Genomic DNA, 15,026 nt, shown 5'->3' with positions numbered 1-15,026 from the left:
GCGCGGTCCGGCGCGCGGTTCACCGCGCGGTCCGGCGTACAGGGGAAGGAGCGGTCCCGGGCACGGCCCGGGGCCGCTCCTCCGTGTGCGCGGGCGGTGGGGGCGGGGGCCCGGGAGTCGTGATCAGTACGATGATGTGCTGATTTACGCGAACCGGAGGGTACCGATCATGGGGGAACAAGGCTTTCGGGTACAGCCCGAAGCACTCAAGGCCTACGAGGCCGTCATCCGCGACCAGGCCGAGCAGATCGCGCGGATCCGCTCGCGCCTGGCGTCCGTCCGGCTGGCGTCCACCGACTTCGGCAAGCTCCCCGGCTCCCAGGACCTCTTCGGGGCCTACCAGGAGCACGCCGACGCCGAGCAGCAGAACTTCGCCGACCTGCAGGACATCCTGCTCGACACCGCGGACGGCCTGAGGTTCTCCGCGGAGAACTACGAGGAGCACGACGCCGCCGTCGCCGACGGGTACGGAGGCGCCCGGTGACCACACCCACCCTGTCGTTCACCGGCGCGGCCGACACCTACAGGTGGACCCGCGACCGGGTGCAGACCGCCCTCGCCCCGCTGCCCGACCTGCAGAACCCGGTCAGCGACGGCCTCGACGCCGGTCTCGACGACCTCGTCCGCATGGCCCTCGACGCGACCGGCCTGATGGACCGACTGGAGGAGGTCACCGGCGACCTCGCCGCCCTGACCGCCGCCGCCCAGGAGTGGCAGGAGCAGGCCAGGGCCATGCACGACGTCGCCGACACCCTCCGGGCCGGCGGCGCCGACCTCGCCGGCCGGTGGGAGGGCGAGGCGTCCGGCGCCTTCGGCCGCCACATGGGCGAGGTCGTGCAGGCGATCGACGACACCGCCGCCGACATGGACCAGGTCGCGCAGATCATCAGCCAGGCCGCGGCCGAGTGCAGGCTCGCCGAGGAACTCGTCGTCGAGATCATCCGCGAGGCGATCGAGGCACTGATCATCTCCCTCGCCGTCATGGTCGTCGTCGACATCGTCACCCTGGGCGCCGCGACCATCGTCAACGCGCTCGTCGCCGAGGCCGAGATCGCCGTCTTCGTCGCCCGGGTCGGCCGGGTCTCCGTCAAGCTCGAAAAGGCCCTGAAGCGGCTCTTCGACGCGGTGAAGGAGATCGAGACCGCCGGCAAGAGCCTCGGCAACCTGAAGAAGGGCTGGAAGGCGGCCAAGGCCGTCCGCAAGATCGGCGGCCGCGGCAACCGCTGGGAGAGCGGCATGAACGCGCTGCGCAACCCCACCGTGGAGAACATCGGCGAGTACGCCGCGGCCAAGGGCGTCCAACAGGTCTTCGGCGCCGTCAAGGGCGGCCTCAAGGGCGGGCTCGGCGCGGTCACCGGGGCCGGTGACTTCGCCGGGGCCGTCACCGGCCACCTCGGCGACGACACCGTGGTCGACGGCCTCGCGGGACGGCTCGACGGCACCTACGAGCAGGACCCGTACCGCGTGCCGGCGAACCGCATCGAGGAGGCCTTCGGATGACCACCCCCCAGGGCGCCCCGCAGCACGCCTTCCCGCCGCACGCCTTCCCGCAGCACGGCGCCCCCGGGTACGAGTCTCCCGGGTACGCGCCCCCCGGCCGCCCGGTGCCGGTGTACTCCTCGGTGCGCCACGCCGTCGGGTCCGCCACCGACTCCTTCGTGCCGCTGGTCGCCCCCCTGGTACCGCCGGGCGAGCGGCTGCTCGGCGTCGTCGACCTCGAACTCTCCGACCTGATCCGGCGGGTGCCGCGGCGTCACCGGCCGCGGAAGGACGGCGCCCTCCGGGCGCTGTTCCTCCTGCTGGACCTCGTCGGCGTGGTCGTCGAGCTCCTGGAGGAGGCCGTCTTCGGCCTCGCCCGGACGCTCCGGCGCCTCGTCCGCGGGCGCGGGCTGAGCGGCGGCTGGCAGAGCCAGGCGGGACGCTTCGCGATCGCCGTGCTGACCGGCACCGAGGCCACGCCCGCCTTCGACAACCACGACCTGCTCATGGTCGTCACCGACCGCCGCGTCCTGCTGGCGGCCGAGGGCCGGGGACAGCGGATCGTGCAGCTCGGCGAGGTCCCCCGCGAGCAGCTGCGGCGCATCGAGCTGCGCCTCACCGCGGTCTCCGGGCGCGCCGACGCGCACTTCGCCGACGGCTCCCGGGCCGCCCTGGAGGTCCGTGCGCGCGACGCCGCCGCGCTGGAGGCGCTCGGCCGCGGCGCCGTACCCCCGCCCGCCGACCGCTGACCGCCCGCCGACCGCCGCGGACGCGGTGCGCCGCCGGCACCCGGACGGGTGTCAGCGGCGCACCGCGTCCAGCGCCAGCAGTGCCACGTGCAGCGACAGGCAGGACTCCACCTGGTCGAGGTCCACGCCGAGGATCCGCTCCACCTTGTGCAGCCGGTCGTAGAACGACGGCCGCGACAGGTGCGCCGCGTCCGCCGCCGCCGACTTGTTGCGCCCCTGCTCCAGGTAGATCCGCAGCATCCGCACCAGCTGCCCGCCGTGCTCGGCGTCGTACGCCAGCAGCGGGCCCAGCTCCCGCTCCACGTACGTCTGCAGCCGCTCGTCGTCGCGCAGCAGGTGCAGCAGGCCGCGCAGCCGGACGTCCGGCAGCCGGTAGTACGCGGCGGCCCGCCCGCCCGGCGCGTCGTGCAGCGCCGCGTCGGCGACCTGCGTCGCCTCCAGCAGGGTGCGCCGGGCGTCCCGTACCGAGCCGACCGACGAGCCGACCGCGATCACCGGCTCCGCGGCGGCCGCGCCCGCGTCCCGGGCACTGTCCGCGACGAGCCTGCGCAGGGCCGCCGCGAACCCCTCCAGCGCACCGTGCTCGTCCTGCTGCGAGCCCAGGGCGATCAGCACGCCCACGCCCTCGTCGTCGAGCGCGCCGACCAGGGCCGACAGCCGGCTCACCCGGACCGCCGTCGCCGCGAGCTCGGTGAAGTCCCGGAGCCGGGCCTGGGCCTCCAGCGCGGCCGGCACCGGTCCGCGGCGGCGGCGCAGCACCACGCCGACCAGCCGGCGGTTCTCCAGCGGAACACCCAGCGCCTGGGCGCGCAGGGCGACCTCGCTGACCGTCAGGGCGTGCGTGAGGATGCCCGACAGCAGGGTGCGGTGGGTCTGCCGCTCCAGGCTCTCGCGGTCGCGGACCACCAGCCGGTTGAGCGCCAGCGTGGCCGCGCCGCGCTCCAGCATCATCGCGTGCGGGTGCGGCACGCCCTCCGGGAGCGGGCCCGGGGCGCCGATCAGCACGAGGCGGCCCCAGTCCTGCCCGCGGGCGCCGACCGCGGTGACCAGCCAGCCGCTGCGCGGGTCGTGGCCCGTGCGGCCGGCGGGCCGCACGCCGCGCGAGCGCGCCTCCCAGTCCTCCAGCAGCTCCGACTCGGTGCGTCCGGCGCTGTCGTGCGCCAGCACCTGGTGGGCGAGGTTCTCCAGGACGACCGGCGCGCCGGCCAGCTGGGCGACCTGCCGGACGACCTCGCCGGGCTCGGCGCCCTCCACGGCGAGCTCGTTGAAGACCTGGTGCACCGCCTCGGAGGTGCGCAGCTGCTCCAGCTGCGCGTTGACGACCAGGGCGTGCACGGCCTCGGTGACGGCGACGAAGCGCAGCTCGCGGCGGAGCGCGATCAGCGGCAGGCCGCGCTGCTCGGCGGCGTTCACGAGGGCGCGCGGCAGCGTGTCGAAGTAGCGGCGGCCGAACTCCACGACCAGGCCGGCCACGCCGACGTCGGCGAGCTCGTGGACGTACCGGGCGAGGCCCTCGCGCTGTTCGGGCAGGGCGATGCCGGTCGTGAGCACCAGTTCGCCGCCCTGGAGCACCCCGGCGACGTCCGGGAGCTCGCTCACGTGCACCCAGCGGACCGGGCGCTCCAGGTGGTCGGAGCCGGCGACGACCTGGGGCAGGCCGCGCCGCATCACGTCCAGGTCGAGTACCCGGGCGACGGTGGGGAGCATCGCGCGCCTCCAGCTGATCAAGGATGTCAGGGAAATCTTGCCTCGCCCCGGTGCCCGGCCACCCGCCGCGCGCCCTTGCACCCTGTAAGGCCCTTGTGGCCGGGCCTGTCGGAGTGGGCCTTGTCACCCGTCGGCCGGAGAAGGCATGGTCGGCGGGTCGGGTAGTAGCGAAATCCGGGGATCGGCAGCGGAATCCGTGGCGTAACCAGAAGGCAACAGCGGAATCCCTTGTGGAAGCAAACTGGGCCTGCCAGGATCGCGCAATCCCGGTGATCCCGTCTCGGATTCCTCCGTCTGCTACCGGCGACTCGACCAGTCGTACGTCCTGGCGCACGGGCCTTGCCGCTCCGCCGCGTCACCATGGGCGTGCAGCGCGCTCCCGCCGCCGTACGCGGAAGCCGAAACACCGGGCACATGGAGGAAGACCTGATGGACCTGACCAGCTTCGGCAGCGGAGCCCAGTACATCGCCGGACGGCCGGTGCGCGGGAGCGGCGACGAAACCTTCCAGGTCGTCAACCCGGCCGACGGCAGCACCGTCCAGGAGGTCGTGCTGGCCTCCACCGCGGACGTCGACGACGCCGTCGCGGCGGCCCGTGCGGCGCTGCCCGAGTGGTCCCGGGCCACGCCCGGCAGCCGCTCCGAGGCCCTGAACCGGCTGGCCGGCGTCCTCGCCGACCACGCCGAGGAGTTCGCGCACGTCGAGACCGCGCAGACCGGCAAGCCCATCAAGCTCTCCACCGAGTTCGACGTGCCCGGCACGATCGACAACACCGCCTTCTTCGCCGGGGCCGCCCGCCACCTGGAGGGCAAGGCCGCCGGCGAGTACTCCGCAGACCACACCTCGTACGTGCGCCGCGAGGCGATCGGCGTGGTCGGCTCGATCTCGCCGTGGAACTACCCGCTGCAGATGGCCGCCTGGAAGATCCTCCCGGCGATCGCGGCCGGCAACACCATCGTGCTCAAGCCCGCCGAACTCACCCCGCTGACCTCGCTGATGTTCGCCGCCGCGTGCACCGAGGCGGGCATCCCCGACGGCGTCGTCAACGTCGTCACCGGCGCGGGCCGCACCGCCGGCGAGCACCTGGTCTCCCACCCCGGCGTCGCCATGGTGTCGTTCACCGGCTCCACCCCGGTCGGCAAGCGCGTCGCCGAACTCGCCACCGCCACCGTCAAGCGCACCCACCTGGAGCTCGGCGGCAAGGCCCCGTTCGTCGTCTTCGACGACGCCGACCTGGAGGCCGCCGTGCACGGCGCGGTCGCCGCGTCGCTCATCAACAGCGGCCAGGACTGCACCGCCGCGACCCGCGCCTACGTGCAGCGTCCGCTCCTCGACGCCTTCGTCGCCGGTGTCGCCGACCTGTACGCCGCCGTCCGCGTCGGTGACCCGCGCAACCCGGGCACCGACCTGGGCCCGCTCGTGTCCTTCGCCCACCGCGACCGCGTCGCCGGCTTCGTCGACCGGGCCCGCCGCGACGGCGCCACCATCGTCACCGGCGGCACCACGGGCACCAAGGGCCACGACGGCACCGACCTCACCCGCGGCGCCTACCACCTGCCGACCCTCGTCACCGGCGCCGCCCAGCACAGCGAGGTCGTCCAGGGAGAGATCTTCGGCCCCGTCCTCGTCGTGCTGCCCTTCGACACCGACGAGGAGGGCCTGCGCCTCGCCAACGACACCCCCTACGGTCTCGCCGCCTCCGCCTGGACCCGCGACGTGCACCGCTCCCTGCGCGCCACCCGCGAGATCGCGGCGGGCTGCGTATGGATCAACGACCACATCCCGATCATCAGCGAGATGCCGCACGGCGGATACAAGTCGTCCGGCTACGGCAAGGACATGTCGCAGTACTCCCTCGACGAGTACACGCAGGTCAAGCATGTGATGTACGACACCACCGCGGTCGCCCGCAAGGACTGGCACCGCACGATCTTCGGGGACCGATAATTCCGTCCGTCCCCTGACCCACCACCCCCCAGGAGGGTGTGCCCGCATGCAGCTCCACGAGATCCCCGACGGCCTGCCGGAGCCGGTCCGCAAGGCCTGGGAACGCAGCCTGACCAGCGGCCGCGCCGCCCTCAGCCGCCGGACCCTGCTGCGCGCCGGCGCCCTCGCCGCCGGGGCGGGCACCCTCACCGCCTGCGGCATCCCGCCGGCGAGGAGCTCCGCGAACCTCTCGGACGACGCCTCCGCCAACGCCGCCAAGGACCTCTCCGACACCGACAAGGCGGTCAGCTTCTCCAACTGGCCGCTCTACATCGACGTCGACGAGAAGGACGAGCAGAAGCACGCCACCCTCGACGCCTTCACCGCCGCCACCGGCGTCAAGGTCCGCTACACCGAGGACGTCAACGACAACGTCGAGTTCTTCGGCAAGGTCAAGCCGCAGCTCGCGGCCGGCCAGGACACCGGCCGCGACCTCATGGTGCTGACCGACTGGATGGCCGCGCGCCTCATCCGCCTGGGCTGGGTGCAGAAGCTCGACCAGTCCCACATCACCGATGCCATCACCAACCTGGAAGCGCGCTTCCGCGCCCCCGACTGGGATCCGGGCCGCCTCTACTCGTACCCGTGGGCGGGCATCCAGGTCGTCGTCGCGTACAACAAGAAGGCCACCAAGGGGAAGGCCGTCACCAGCGTCTCCCAGCTGCTCGACGACCCCGAGCTCAAGGGCCGCGTCACCTTCCTCTCGGAGATGCGCGACACCGTCGGCATGACCCTCCTCGACATGGGCAAGGACCCGGGCACCTTCACCGCGGACGACTACGCGGCCGCCCTCGCCCGACTGCAGAAGGCCGTCGACTCCAAGCAGATCCGCAAGTTCACCGGCAACGACTACGGCCAGGAGCTCTCCTCCGGCGACATCGCGGCCTGCGTCGCCTGGGGCGGCGACCTCATCCAGCTGAAGGCCGACAACCCCGACATCGAGTTCGTCATCCCCGAGGCCGGCTACGTCGCCTCGACCGACAACCTGCTCATCCCGGCCAGGGCCCAGCACAAGCACAACGCCGAACGCCTCATCAACTTCTACTACCGGCCCGAGATAGCCGCCCAGCTCACCGCGGGCATCGGCTACGTCTCCCCGGTCACCGGCGCCCAGGCCGAGCTGGCCAAGCTCGACCCCGACGCCGCCGCCAACCCGCTCGTCATCCCCACCCCCGAGATGGCCGCCAAGGTCCACAACTTCCGGAGCCTCACCGAGGCCGAGGAGAGCGACTTCGAGGACAGGTTCTCCAAGCTGATCGGCGCCTGACCCCCGCACCCGACCGACCTCCTCGGACCGAAGGACCCCACGCCCATGACTGAGCAGACCGCCGGCACCGCGATCCCCGCGCCGACCCCCGCCGAGACTTCCGCACCCGCTCCCGCCAAGACCTCCGCGCAGACCCCCGCCGCGGGCGGCGGCGACGTCCGCCTCACCGGCATCGGCAAGACCTACGGCACCGCCACCGCCGTCCACCCCCTCGACCTGACCGTCCCCCAGGGCTCCTTCTTCGCCCTGCTCGGCGCGTCCGGCTGCGGCAAGACCACCACCCTGCGCATGATCGCCGGACTGGAGGAGCCCACCTCCGGCACCGTCGTCATCGGCGGCCAGGACGTCACCGCCCTGCCCCCCTACAAGCGGCCGGTCAACACCGTCTTCCAGAGCTACGCGCTCTTCCCGCACCTCGACATCTACGAGAACGTCGCCTTCGGCCTGCGCCGCCGCGGCAGGAAGGACGTCAAGAAGCAGGTCGAGGACATGCTCGAACTCGTCGAGCTCGGCCCGCTCGCCCGCCGCAAGCCCCACCAGCTCTCCGGCGGCCAGCAGCAGCGCGTCGCCGTCGCCCGCGCGCTCATCAACCACCCCCAGGTGCTCCTCCTCGACGAGCCCCTCGGCGCCCTCGACCTCAAGCTGCGCCGCCAGATGCAGCTCGAACTCAAGCGCATCCAGACCGAGGTCGGCATCACCTTCGTCCACGTCACCCACGACCAGGAGGAGGCCATGACCATGGCCGACACCATCGCGGTCATGAACGCCGGACGCATCGAACAGCTCGGCGCCCCCGCCGACCTCTACGAGAACCCCGCCACCACCTTCGTCGCCAACTTCCTCGGCCAGTCCAACCTCATCCCCGCCGAGGTCACCGGCGCCTCCGGCGACGACCTCCTGCTCACCGCCGGCAGCACCCGCCTCACCGTGCCCCGCGCCCGCTGCACCACCGACGCCACCCGGGTCCACCTCGGCGTGCGCCCCGAGAAGATCACCCTCACCCACGCGGACGCCGACGTCGCCGAGGGCCGCAACCGCCTCACCGGCACCGTCGTCGACTCCAGCTTCATCGGCGTCTCCACCCAGTACGTGGTGCGCACCGCCACCGGCCAGGACCTCGCCGTCTTCGAACAGAACATGGACCGCGACACCCGCGTCACCCCGGGCGCCACCGTCCTGCTGCACTGGAACCCGGCCCACTCCTTCGCCCTCGACGCCGCCCAGGCGATCGACGCCGGCACCGCGGAGGGGGACGCGTGACCACCACCGCCACCGAGGCGGCCGCCCCGCCCGCCGCCACCGAACCCCCTGCCGCGCCCGCCCGCACCCGCCGCCGGCTCACGCCGTACTGGCTGCTGCTGCCCGGCATCGCCTGGCTCGTGGTGTTCTTCGTCGTGCCGATGGTCTACCAGGCCTCGACCTCGCTGCAGACCGGCTCCCTCGAAGAGGGCTTCCGCGTCACCTGGCACGTCGCCACCTACTGGGACGCCCTCACCGAGTACAAGTGGCACTTCGTGCGCTCCTTCGCGTACGCGGCCAGCGCCACCGTGCTCTGCCTGGCGGTCGGCTACCCGCTCGCGTACACGATCGCCTTCAAGGCGAGCAAGCGCTGGCGCAGCGTCATCCTCATCCTGGTGATCGCGCCGTTCTTCACCAGCTTCCTCATCCGCACGCTCGCCTGGAAGACGATCCTCTCCGACGGCGGACCGGTCGTCGGCGCCCTCAACACCCTGCACGTCCTCGGTGCCACCGACGCCCTCGGCATCACCTCCGGGCACCGCGTCCTCGCCACCCCGCTCGCGGTGGTCTGCGGCCTGACGTACAACTTCCTGCCGTTCATGATCCTGCCGCTCTACACCTCGCTGGAGCGCATCGACCCGCGGCTGCACGAGGCCGCCGGCGACCTGTACGCCCGGCCGTTCACCACCTTCCGCACGGTGACCTTCCCGATCTCGCTGCCCGGTGTCGTCGCGGGCACCCTGCTCACCTTCATCCCCGCCTCCGGCGACTACATCAACGCCCAGCTCCTCGGCTCGCCCGCCGAGCAGATGGTCGGCAACGGAATCCAGAAGCAGTTCCTCAACGTGCTCGCCTACCCGACGGCGGCCGCGCTGAGCTTCATCCTGATGGCCCTGATCCTGGGCGTGGTGACGGTCTACATGCGCAAGGCCGGAACGGAGGACCTCGTCTGATGAACAGCGTCATCACCCGGCTCCGCCGGAACGTCGTCACCATCGCGGGCGTCCTCGCGCTCGCCTACCTCGTCCTGCCCAACCTCGTCGTGCTCGCCTTCTCGTTCAACAAGCCCGTCGGCAAGTTCAACTACGAGTGGGCGCAGTTCTCCACCGACGCCTGGACGGACCCCTGCGGGGTCGCCGACATGTGCGGCTCCCTCGCGCTCAGCCTGCAGCTCGCCCTCGCGGCGACGTTCGGCGCGACCGTCCTCGGCACCATGGTCGCCTTCGCGCTGGCCCGCCACCGCTTCCGCGGCCGCTCCGCCACCAGCGGGCTGATCTTCCTGCCGATGGCCATGCCCGAGGTCGTCATGGCGGCCTCCCTCGGCACCCTGTTCCTCAACATGCGGATCCCGTTCGGCTTCACGACGATCCTCATCGCGCACATCATGTTCTGCCTGAGCTTCGTCGTCACCGCCGTCAAGGCCCGCGTCATGAGCATGGACCCGCGCCTCGAACAGGCCGCCCAGGACCTCTACGCCACCCCGACCCAGACCTTCCTCCGCATCACCCTGCCGCTCGCCGCACCCGGCATCGCGGCCGGCGCGCTGCTCAGCTTCGCGCTGTCCTTCGACGACTTCATCATCACGCAGTTCAACTCCGGCCCCACCACGGTGACCTTCCCGATGTTCGTCTGGGGCGCCTCCCAGCGCGGCATCCCCGTGCAGGTCAACGTCATCGGCACCGCGATGTTCATCGCGGCCGTCGGCCTCACCGTCACCGGCCAGTGGATAGGCAACCGCAGGAAGGCCCGCGTCTGATGCCCCTCTACTCCACCTCCCCGTTCTACTGACCACCGCTCCGTCGATCCTCAGAAAGCGGCTGATACGGCATGGACTCCGCCCGTGCGCTCAGTGACGTCCGACCCACCCCGTTCTGGCTGGAGGACCCGGGCCGGCCGGAGGCGCTGCCCGCCCTCGTCGGCGACACCACCTGCGACCTCCTCGTCGTCGGCGGCGGCTACTCCGGCCTCTGGACGGCGCTCCTCGCCAAGGAGCGCGACCCCTCGCAGGACGTCGTCCTCGTCGAGGGCAACGAGGTGGGCTGGGCGGCCTCCGGGCGCAACGGCGGATTCTGTGCCGCCAGCCTCACCCACGGCTTCGGCAACGGCCTGCAGCGCTGGCCCGCCGAACTCGGCCGCCTCGAACAGCTCGGCCAGGCCAACCTCGACGCCATCGGGACCGCGCTCGACCGCTACGGCATCGACTGCGAGTGGGAGCGCACCGGCGAGATCGACGTCGCCACCGAACCCCACCAGCTCGAAGAGCTCCACGAGGTCGCCGAGGCCGTCACCCGCCACGGCCTCGACATCACCGTCCTCGACGCCGACGAGCTCCGCCGCGAGGTCGACTCGCCCACCTTCCTCGGCGGCATCTGGGACCGCGACGGCGTCGCCATGCTCCACCCCGCCAAACTCGCCTGGGGACTCAAGGAGGCCTGCCTCGCCCAGGGCGTCCGCATCCACGAACGCACCAAGGCCCTCACCCTCACCGAGTCCGGCCCCGGCATGGCCGTCCGCACCCCGTACGGCCGCGTCCTCGCGCACCGCGTCGCGCTGGGCACCAACGTCTTCCCGTCCCTCGTCAAGCGGGTCCGCCCGTACGTCGTCCCGGTGTACGACTACGCCCTCATGACCGAACCGCTGAACGACGCGCAGCTGGCCTCCATCGGCTGGCGCGGACGCCAGGGGCTCGGCGACAGCGCCAACCAGTTCCACTACTTCCGGCTCTCCGCCGACAACCGCATCCTCTGGGGCGGCTACGACGCCATCTACCACTACGGCGGCAAGGTGCGCGCCGAGCACGACCAGCGCCCCGACACCTTCCGCACCCTCGCCCGGCAGTTCTTCGACACCTTCCCCCAGCTCGACGGCCTGCGCTTCACCCACGCCTGGGGCGGCGCGATCGACACCTGCAGCCGCTTCTCCGCGTTCTTCGACACCGCCCACCGCGGCCGCGTCGCCTACGCCGTGGGCTTCACCGGCCTCGGCGTCGGCGCCACCCGCTTCGGCGCCGAGGTGATGCTCGACCTCCTCGCCGGCGAACGCACCGAACGCACCGGACTGGAGATGGTCCGCAGGAAGCCGATGCCCTTCCCGCCCGAGCCCGTCCGCTGGGCCGGCATCGAACTCACCCGCTGGTCCCTCGACCGCGCCGACCGCCGCGGCGGCCACCGCAACCTGTGGCTGCGCACCCTCGACCGCCTCGGCCTCGGCTTCGACAGCTGACAGCCGGCGCCTCCGCACCGCCGCACCGCCGCACCTCCGGGCCCCGGCCCGCTCCCGGCCCCCTGCCCCCGACCCCCGTCGGGGCAGAGGGCCGGAAGCGTGTAAGAACCGGCCCGCACCGCGCTCTCCTCCGCTGACCGACCGTCACCGGAGGAGAGACCGTGCCGCACCCCGACCCCGCCGCCGACTGGCTCGCCGCCGCCGCCCCCGACCCGCAGACCTGCCGCGACGCCTGGGCCCGCGGCGCCCCCGCCCTCCTCCCCGCCGGCCGCCTCTGGGACGTCCTCCTCGTACCCGAGGCCCTCGGCAGGCCCGCCCTCGCCCTGCTGGCGGCCGGGCCCGGCCCGGGGCCCGTGCTCGTCCGGCCCGAGGACGGCCGCCTCGGCTTCCTCGTCCCGCCCGGCACCTCCGCCGCCTGGACCGCCACCGGCATCCGCGCCGCCGGCGACGGCACCCTCGTCCCCGTGCCGCCGCCCACCGGGCCCGGCACCCGCGGCCCCGGCGTCCACTGGCTCGTCCCGCCCGACGGATCGGGCCGCCTCGTCGACCCGGCCCGGCTGGAACTCGCCCTCCACGAAGCCGCCGCCACCCTCGGAGGCACCCCGTGACCACCACCCGCCGTACCGGCGCCCGCCGTACCGACACCCGCGCACCCGGCCGCGGATGCCGCCGCACCCGGCGGCCGGTCCGCGCAAGACTGGACCCATGACCGCAAGCGCCCTCGCCGGGGACCACCTCTCGCTGCTGGAGACCGCGCAGCCGCTCTGCCTCCGCCACGCCCTCGCACTGGCCGGGCCCGACGCACTCGCCGCCCACGGCCTCCGCGCCACCCGGTCCACCGGCCTGGTCCTCGTCACCGCGGAGAACCCGCCGCTCGCCGACATCGCCACCGGCCTCGTCGAGCACCTCCGCGCCGCCGGCCACCGCGCCGGCATCGCGACCGGCACCCCGCGGCAGATCCAGCTCACCGGCACGCCCTGCCCGGTCGAGCTCCGCAAGGAGCCGCTGCGCCACCCCGTGCTGCTGCTCCCGGGGGTGCCCGTGCCCGTGGTCGCCCTGCCGGACGCCGCCGCCCTCACCGTCCTGCGGCTCTGCGACCGGGCCCTGCCCGAGGACCTCGCCGCGCTCCACGTCCTGGCGGGCCGGTTCCCCGAGGGGGAGCTCGTGGCACTCGCGCGCGCCTTCGACGAGGACTTCCAGCCGGGGGCGCTCGCCGACCGGCTGGAGGCGGCGGCGGAGCTCGTCCACCCGGACGCCGCAGCCCGTTCCGCCTGGGCCCACGCCTGGGCGCAGGACCTCCGGCTCGACCTGCTGGAGACGCAGGAGGCCGCCGACGGGCTCCACGACCCGTACCTGGAGGCGGTCGAAGCGGAGCAGTCCGACGACCTGTAAGGGTGAATCTCCGATCCCCGTCATGCTGCTCGTTGAGCGGGGCGGTCCGGGTCCGCAGACTGGATGTCGAGCGCGGGAGCCCCGTGATCCCGTCGCCCGGCCGAAGCCGGGCGGCGCCGCACGAAGGTCCCGGCGGCCCACACACCGCCCGGGACTCCGGAGGCAGACGACCTTGACCAAGCCCAGCCCGAACAAGCACGTCACGCACTGGATCGACGGCGGCCCGGTGGCCGCTTCGGGAGCCGCGCCGCGCCGCGGCGACATCTTCGACCCGGCGACCGGACAGGTCTCGGGCCACGTGGACTTCGCCGAGATCGCCGACGTCGACCGGGCCGTGGCCGCCGCGGCGTCCGCGTTCACCGAATGGCGTCGGTCGTCGGTCGCCAAGCGCACCCAGGTGCTCTTCCGCTTCCGCGAGCTGTTCAACGCCCGCAAGGACGAACTGGCGTCGATCATCGTCGCCGAGCACGGCAAGGTGCACTCGGACGCCCTCGGCGAGCTCGCCCGCGGCCTGGAGGTCGTCGAGTACGCGTGCGGCATCCCGCAGCTCTCGAAGGGCGGCTTCAGCGAGCAGGCGTCCACCGGCATCGACGTCTACTCGATCCGTCAGCCGCTCGGGCCGGTCGCGATCATCTCCCCGTTCAACTTCCCGGCCATGGTGCCGCTGTGGTTCTTCCCGATCGCCATCGCGACCGGCAACACCGTGGTGCTGAAGCCGTCGGAGAAGGACCCGTCCGCCGCCAACTTCCTCGCCGAGCTGTGGAAGGAGGCCGGCCTGCCGGACGGCGTCTTCAACGTCGTGCACGGTGACAAGGTCGCGGTCGACCGCCTGCTGGAGCACCCGGACGTCAAGTCCGTCAGCTTCGTCGGCTCCACCCCGATCGCCCGCTACGTCTACGAGACCGGCACCCGGTACGGCAAGCGCGTGCAGGCACTCGGCGGCGCCAAGAACCACATGCTGGTGCTGCCCGACGCCGACCTCGACCTCAGCGCCGACGCCGCCGTCAACGCGGGCTTCGGCGCCGCGGGCGAGCGCTGCATGGCGGTGTCCGTGCTCGTCGCGGTCGACCCGATCGGCGACGAGCTCGTCGACAAGATCAAGTCGCGGGTCGCCACGCTGAAGGTCGGCCCCGGCTGCAACGGCGACTCCGAGATGGGCCCGCTGGTCACCGGCCAGCACCGCGACAAGGTGACCTCGTACGTGGAGTCCGGTGTCGCCGACGGTGCCGAGCTCGCCGTCGACGGCCGCAAGCACGCCGTCACCGCCGAGGACACCGAGGGCGCGCCGACCGCGGACGGCTTCTGGCTCGGCCCCACCCTCTTCGACCACGTCAAGCCCGGCATGTCCGTCTACAACGACGAGATCTTCGGCCCGGTGCTCTCGGTCGTCCGGGTCTCCTCGTACGACGAGGGCCTCGCCCTCATCAATGCGAACCCGTACGGCAACGGCACCGCCATCTTCACCAACGACGGCGGCGCGGCCCGGCGCTTCCAGAACGAGGTGGAGGTCGGCATGGTCGGCATCAACGTGCCGATCCCCGTGCCCGTCGCCTACTACTCCTTCGGCGGCTGGAAGGCCTCGCTCTTCGGCGACGCCCACGCGTACGGCCCCGACGGCGTGCAGTTCTTCACCCGCGGCAAGGTCGTCACCCAGCGCTGGCTCGACCCGTCCCACGGCGGCATCAACCTCGGCTTCCCCACCAACAGCTGAGCGCACCGCCTCCTCCCTCCGCAGAGCCGGCCGGACCCTCCCCCCGAGGGTCCGGCCGGCTTGTTTGCATCCACCAGCCCGGCGGCGTAGTGTTACCTGGTCGCTCGGCAGGGAGCACCGGACACGCATCTGCGCGGACGGTCCCGGGGCGGCCAATCCTCTGAACCATCACTTCCCGATTCCCGGGCAGGGCCGTGTCTTGTCGCGTCCCTGTGCGAATTCGGCGTGCGCGTTTATATGGGTTGCGGTCGGATTCGCTTTTCGGAGCGGGGAT

General features: G+C 72.6%; 13 protein-coding genes. 12 read left to right on the top strand and 1 reads right to left on the bottom strand.

The annotated features are described in order from the left end of the window. Positions 1–169 precede the first annotated feature (169 nt). From SNE206_RS38025 to SNE206_RS38015, 3 genes are read left to right on the top strand one after another with little or no spacing between them, the layout of a single operon-like run. A complete protein-coding gene (locus SNE206_RS38025; protein WP_407918166.1) occupies positions 170–484 on the top strand; it encodes a hypothetical protein in 315 nt (104 codons plus the stop codon). After that, positions 481–1,500, top strand: a complete 1,020-nt coding sequence (locus tag SNE206_RS38020) for a WXG100 family type VII secretion target (protein WP_407918165.1) — start codon at positions 481–483, stop codon at positions 1,498–1,500. Before SNE206_RS38025 ends, SNE206_RS38020 begins: the two co-directional genes overlap by 4 nt. Then, positions 1,497–2,228: a hypothetical protein gene (locus SNE206_RS38015; protein ID WP_407918164.1), complete on the top strand. Its 732-nt coding sequence runs from the start codon at positions 1,497–1,499 to the stop codon at positions 2,226–2,228. Before SNE206_RS38020 ends, SNE206_RS38015 begins: the two co-directional genes overlap by 4 nt. A 51-nt stretch (positions 2,229–2,279) precedes the next feature. Here SNE206_RS38015 and SNE206_RS38010 read toward each other — a convergent pair whose 3' ends face one another. Continuing rightward, positions 2,280–3,956: a PucR family transcriptional regulator gene (locus SNE206_RS38010; RefSeq protein WP_407918163.1), complete on the bottom strand. Its 1,677-nt coding sequence runs from the start codon at positions 3,954–3,956 to the stop codon at positions 2,280–2,282. Positions 3,957–4,364: 408 nt separating this feature from the next. On the opposite strand from SNE206_RS38010, the gene SNE206_RS38005 reads away from it, so the two are divergent. The 9 genes from SNE206_RS38005 (at position 4,365) to SNE206_RS37965 (ending at position 14,752) form a co-directional block, all read left to right on the top strand. Further along, positions 4,365–5,882 carry a gamma-aminobutyraldehyde dehydrogenase gene (locus SNE206_RS38005; protein WP_407918162.1) on the top strand — a complete coding sequence of 506 codons (1,518 nt, stop codon included), beginning with the start codon at positions 4,365–4,367 and terminating at the stop codon, positions 5,880–5,882. A gap of 46 nt (positions 5,883–5,928) precedes the next feature. Continuing rightward, a complete protein-coding gene (locus tag SNE206_RS38000) occupies positions 5,929–7,188 on the top strand; it encodes a spermidine/putrescine ABC transporter substrate-binding protein (protein ID WP_407918161.1) in 1,260 nt (419 codons plus the stop codon). Between the two features lie 45 nt (positions 7,189–7,233). Next, a complete protein-coding gene (locus SNE206_RS37995; protein WP_407918160.1) occupies positions 7,234–8,448 on the top strand; it encodes an ABC transporter ATP-binding protein in 1,215 nt (404 codons plus the stop codon). Further along, on the top strand, positions 8,445–9,380 hold the full coding sequence (locus SNE206_RS37990) for an ABC transporter permease (protein ID WP_407918159.1): 936 nt from the start codon (positions 8,445–8,447) through the stop codon (positions 9,378–9,380). The genes SNE206_RS37995 and SNE206_RS37990 overlap by 4 nt, the downstream gene beginning before the upstream one ends. After that, complete coding sequence (locus tag SNE206_RS37985; RefSeq protein WP_407918158.1) at positions 9,380–10,183, top strand: ABC transporter permease; 804 nt, start codon at positions 9,380–9,382, stop codon at positions 10,181–10,183. Before SNE206_RS37990 ends, SNE206_RS37985 begins: the two co-directional genes overlap by 1 nt. A 71-nt stretch (positions 10,184–10,254) precedes the next feature. Further along, positions 10,255–11,649: an NAD(P)/FAD-dependent oxidoreductase gene (locus tag SNE206_RS37980; RefSeq protein WP_407918157.1), complete on the top strand. Its 1,395-nt coding sequence runs from the start codon at positions 10,255–10,257 to the stop codon at positions 11,647–11,649. A 161-nt stretch (positions 11,650–11,810) separates the two neighbouring features. Then, positions 11,811–12,257, top strand: coding sequence for a hypothetical protein (locus SNE206_RS37975; protein WP_407918156.1), 447 nt, complete (start codon positions 11,811–11,813; stop codon positions 12,255–12,257). 97 nt (positions 12,258–12,354) lie between these two features. Continuing rightward, on the top strand, positions 12,355–13,041 hold the full coding sequence (locus tag SNE206_RS37970; protein WP_407918155.1) for a hypothetical protein: 687 nt from the start codon (positions 12,355–12,357) through the stop codon (positions 13,039–13,041). Between the two features lie 172 nt (positions 13,042–13,213). Continuing rightward, on the top strand, positions 13,214–14,752 hold the full coding sequence (locus SNE206_RS37965) for a CoA-acylating methylmalonate-semialdehyde dehydrogenase (protein ID WP_407918154.1): 1,539 nt from the start codon (positions 13,214–13,216) through the stop codon (positions 14,750–14,752). The last annotated feature ends 274 nt before the right edge of the window (positions 14,753–15,026 follow it).

The organism is Kitasatospora sp. NE20-6 (assembly GCF_045862635.1).
This window is presented reverse-complemented; position numbering and strand designations above follow the sequence as displayed.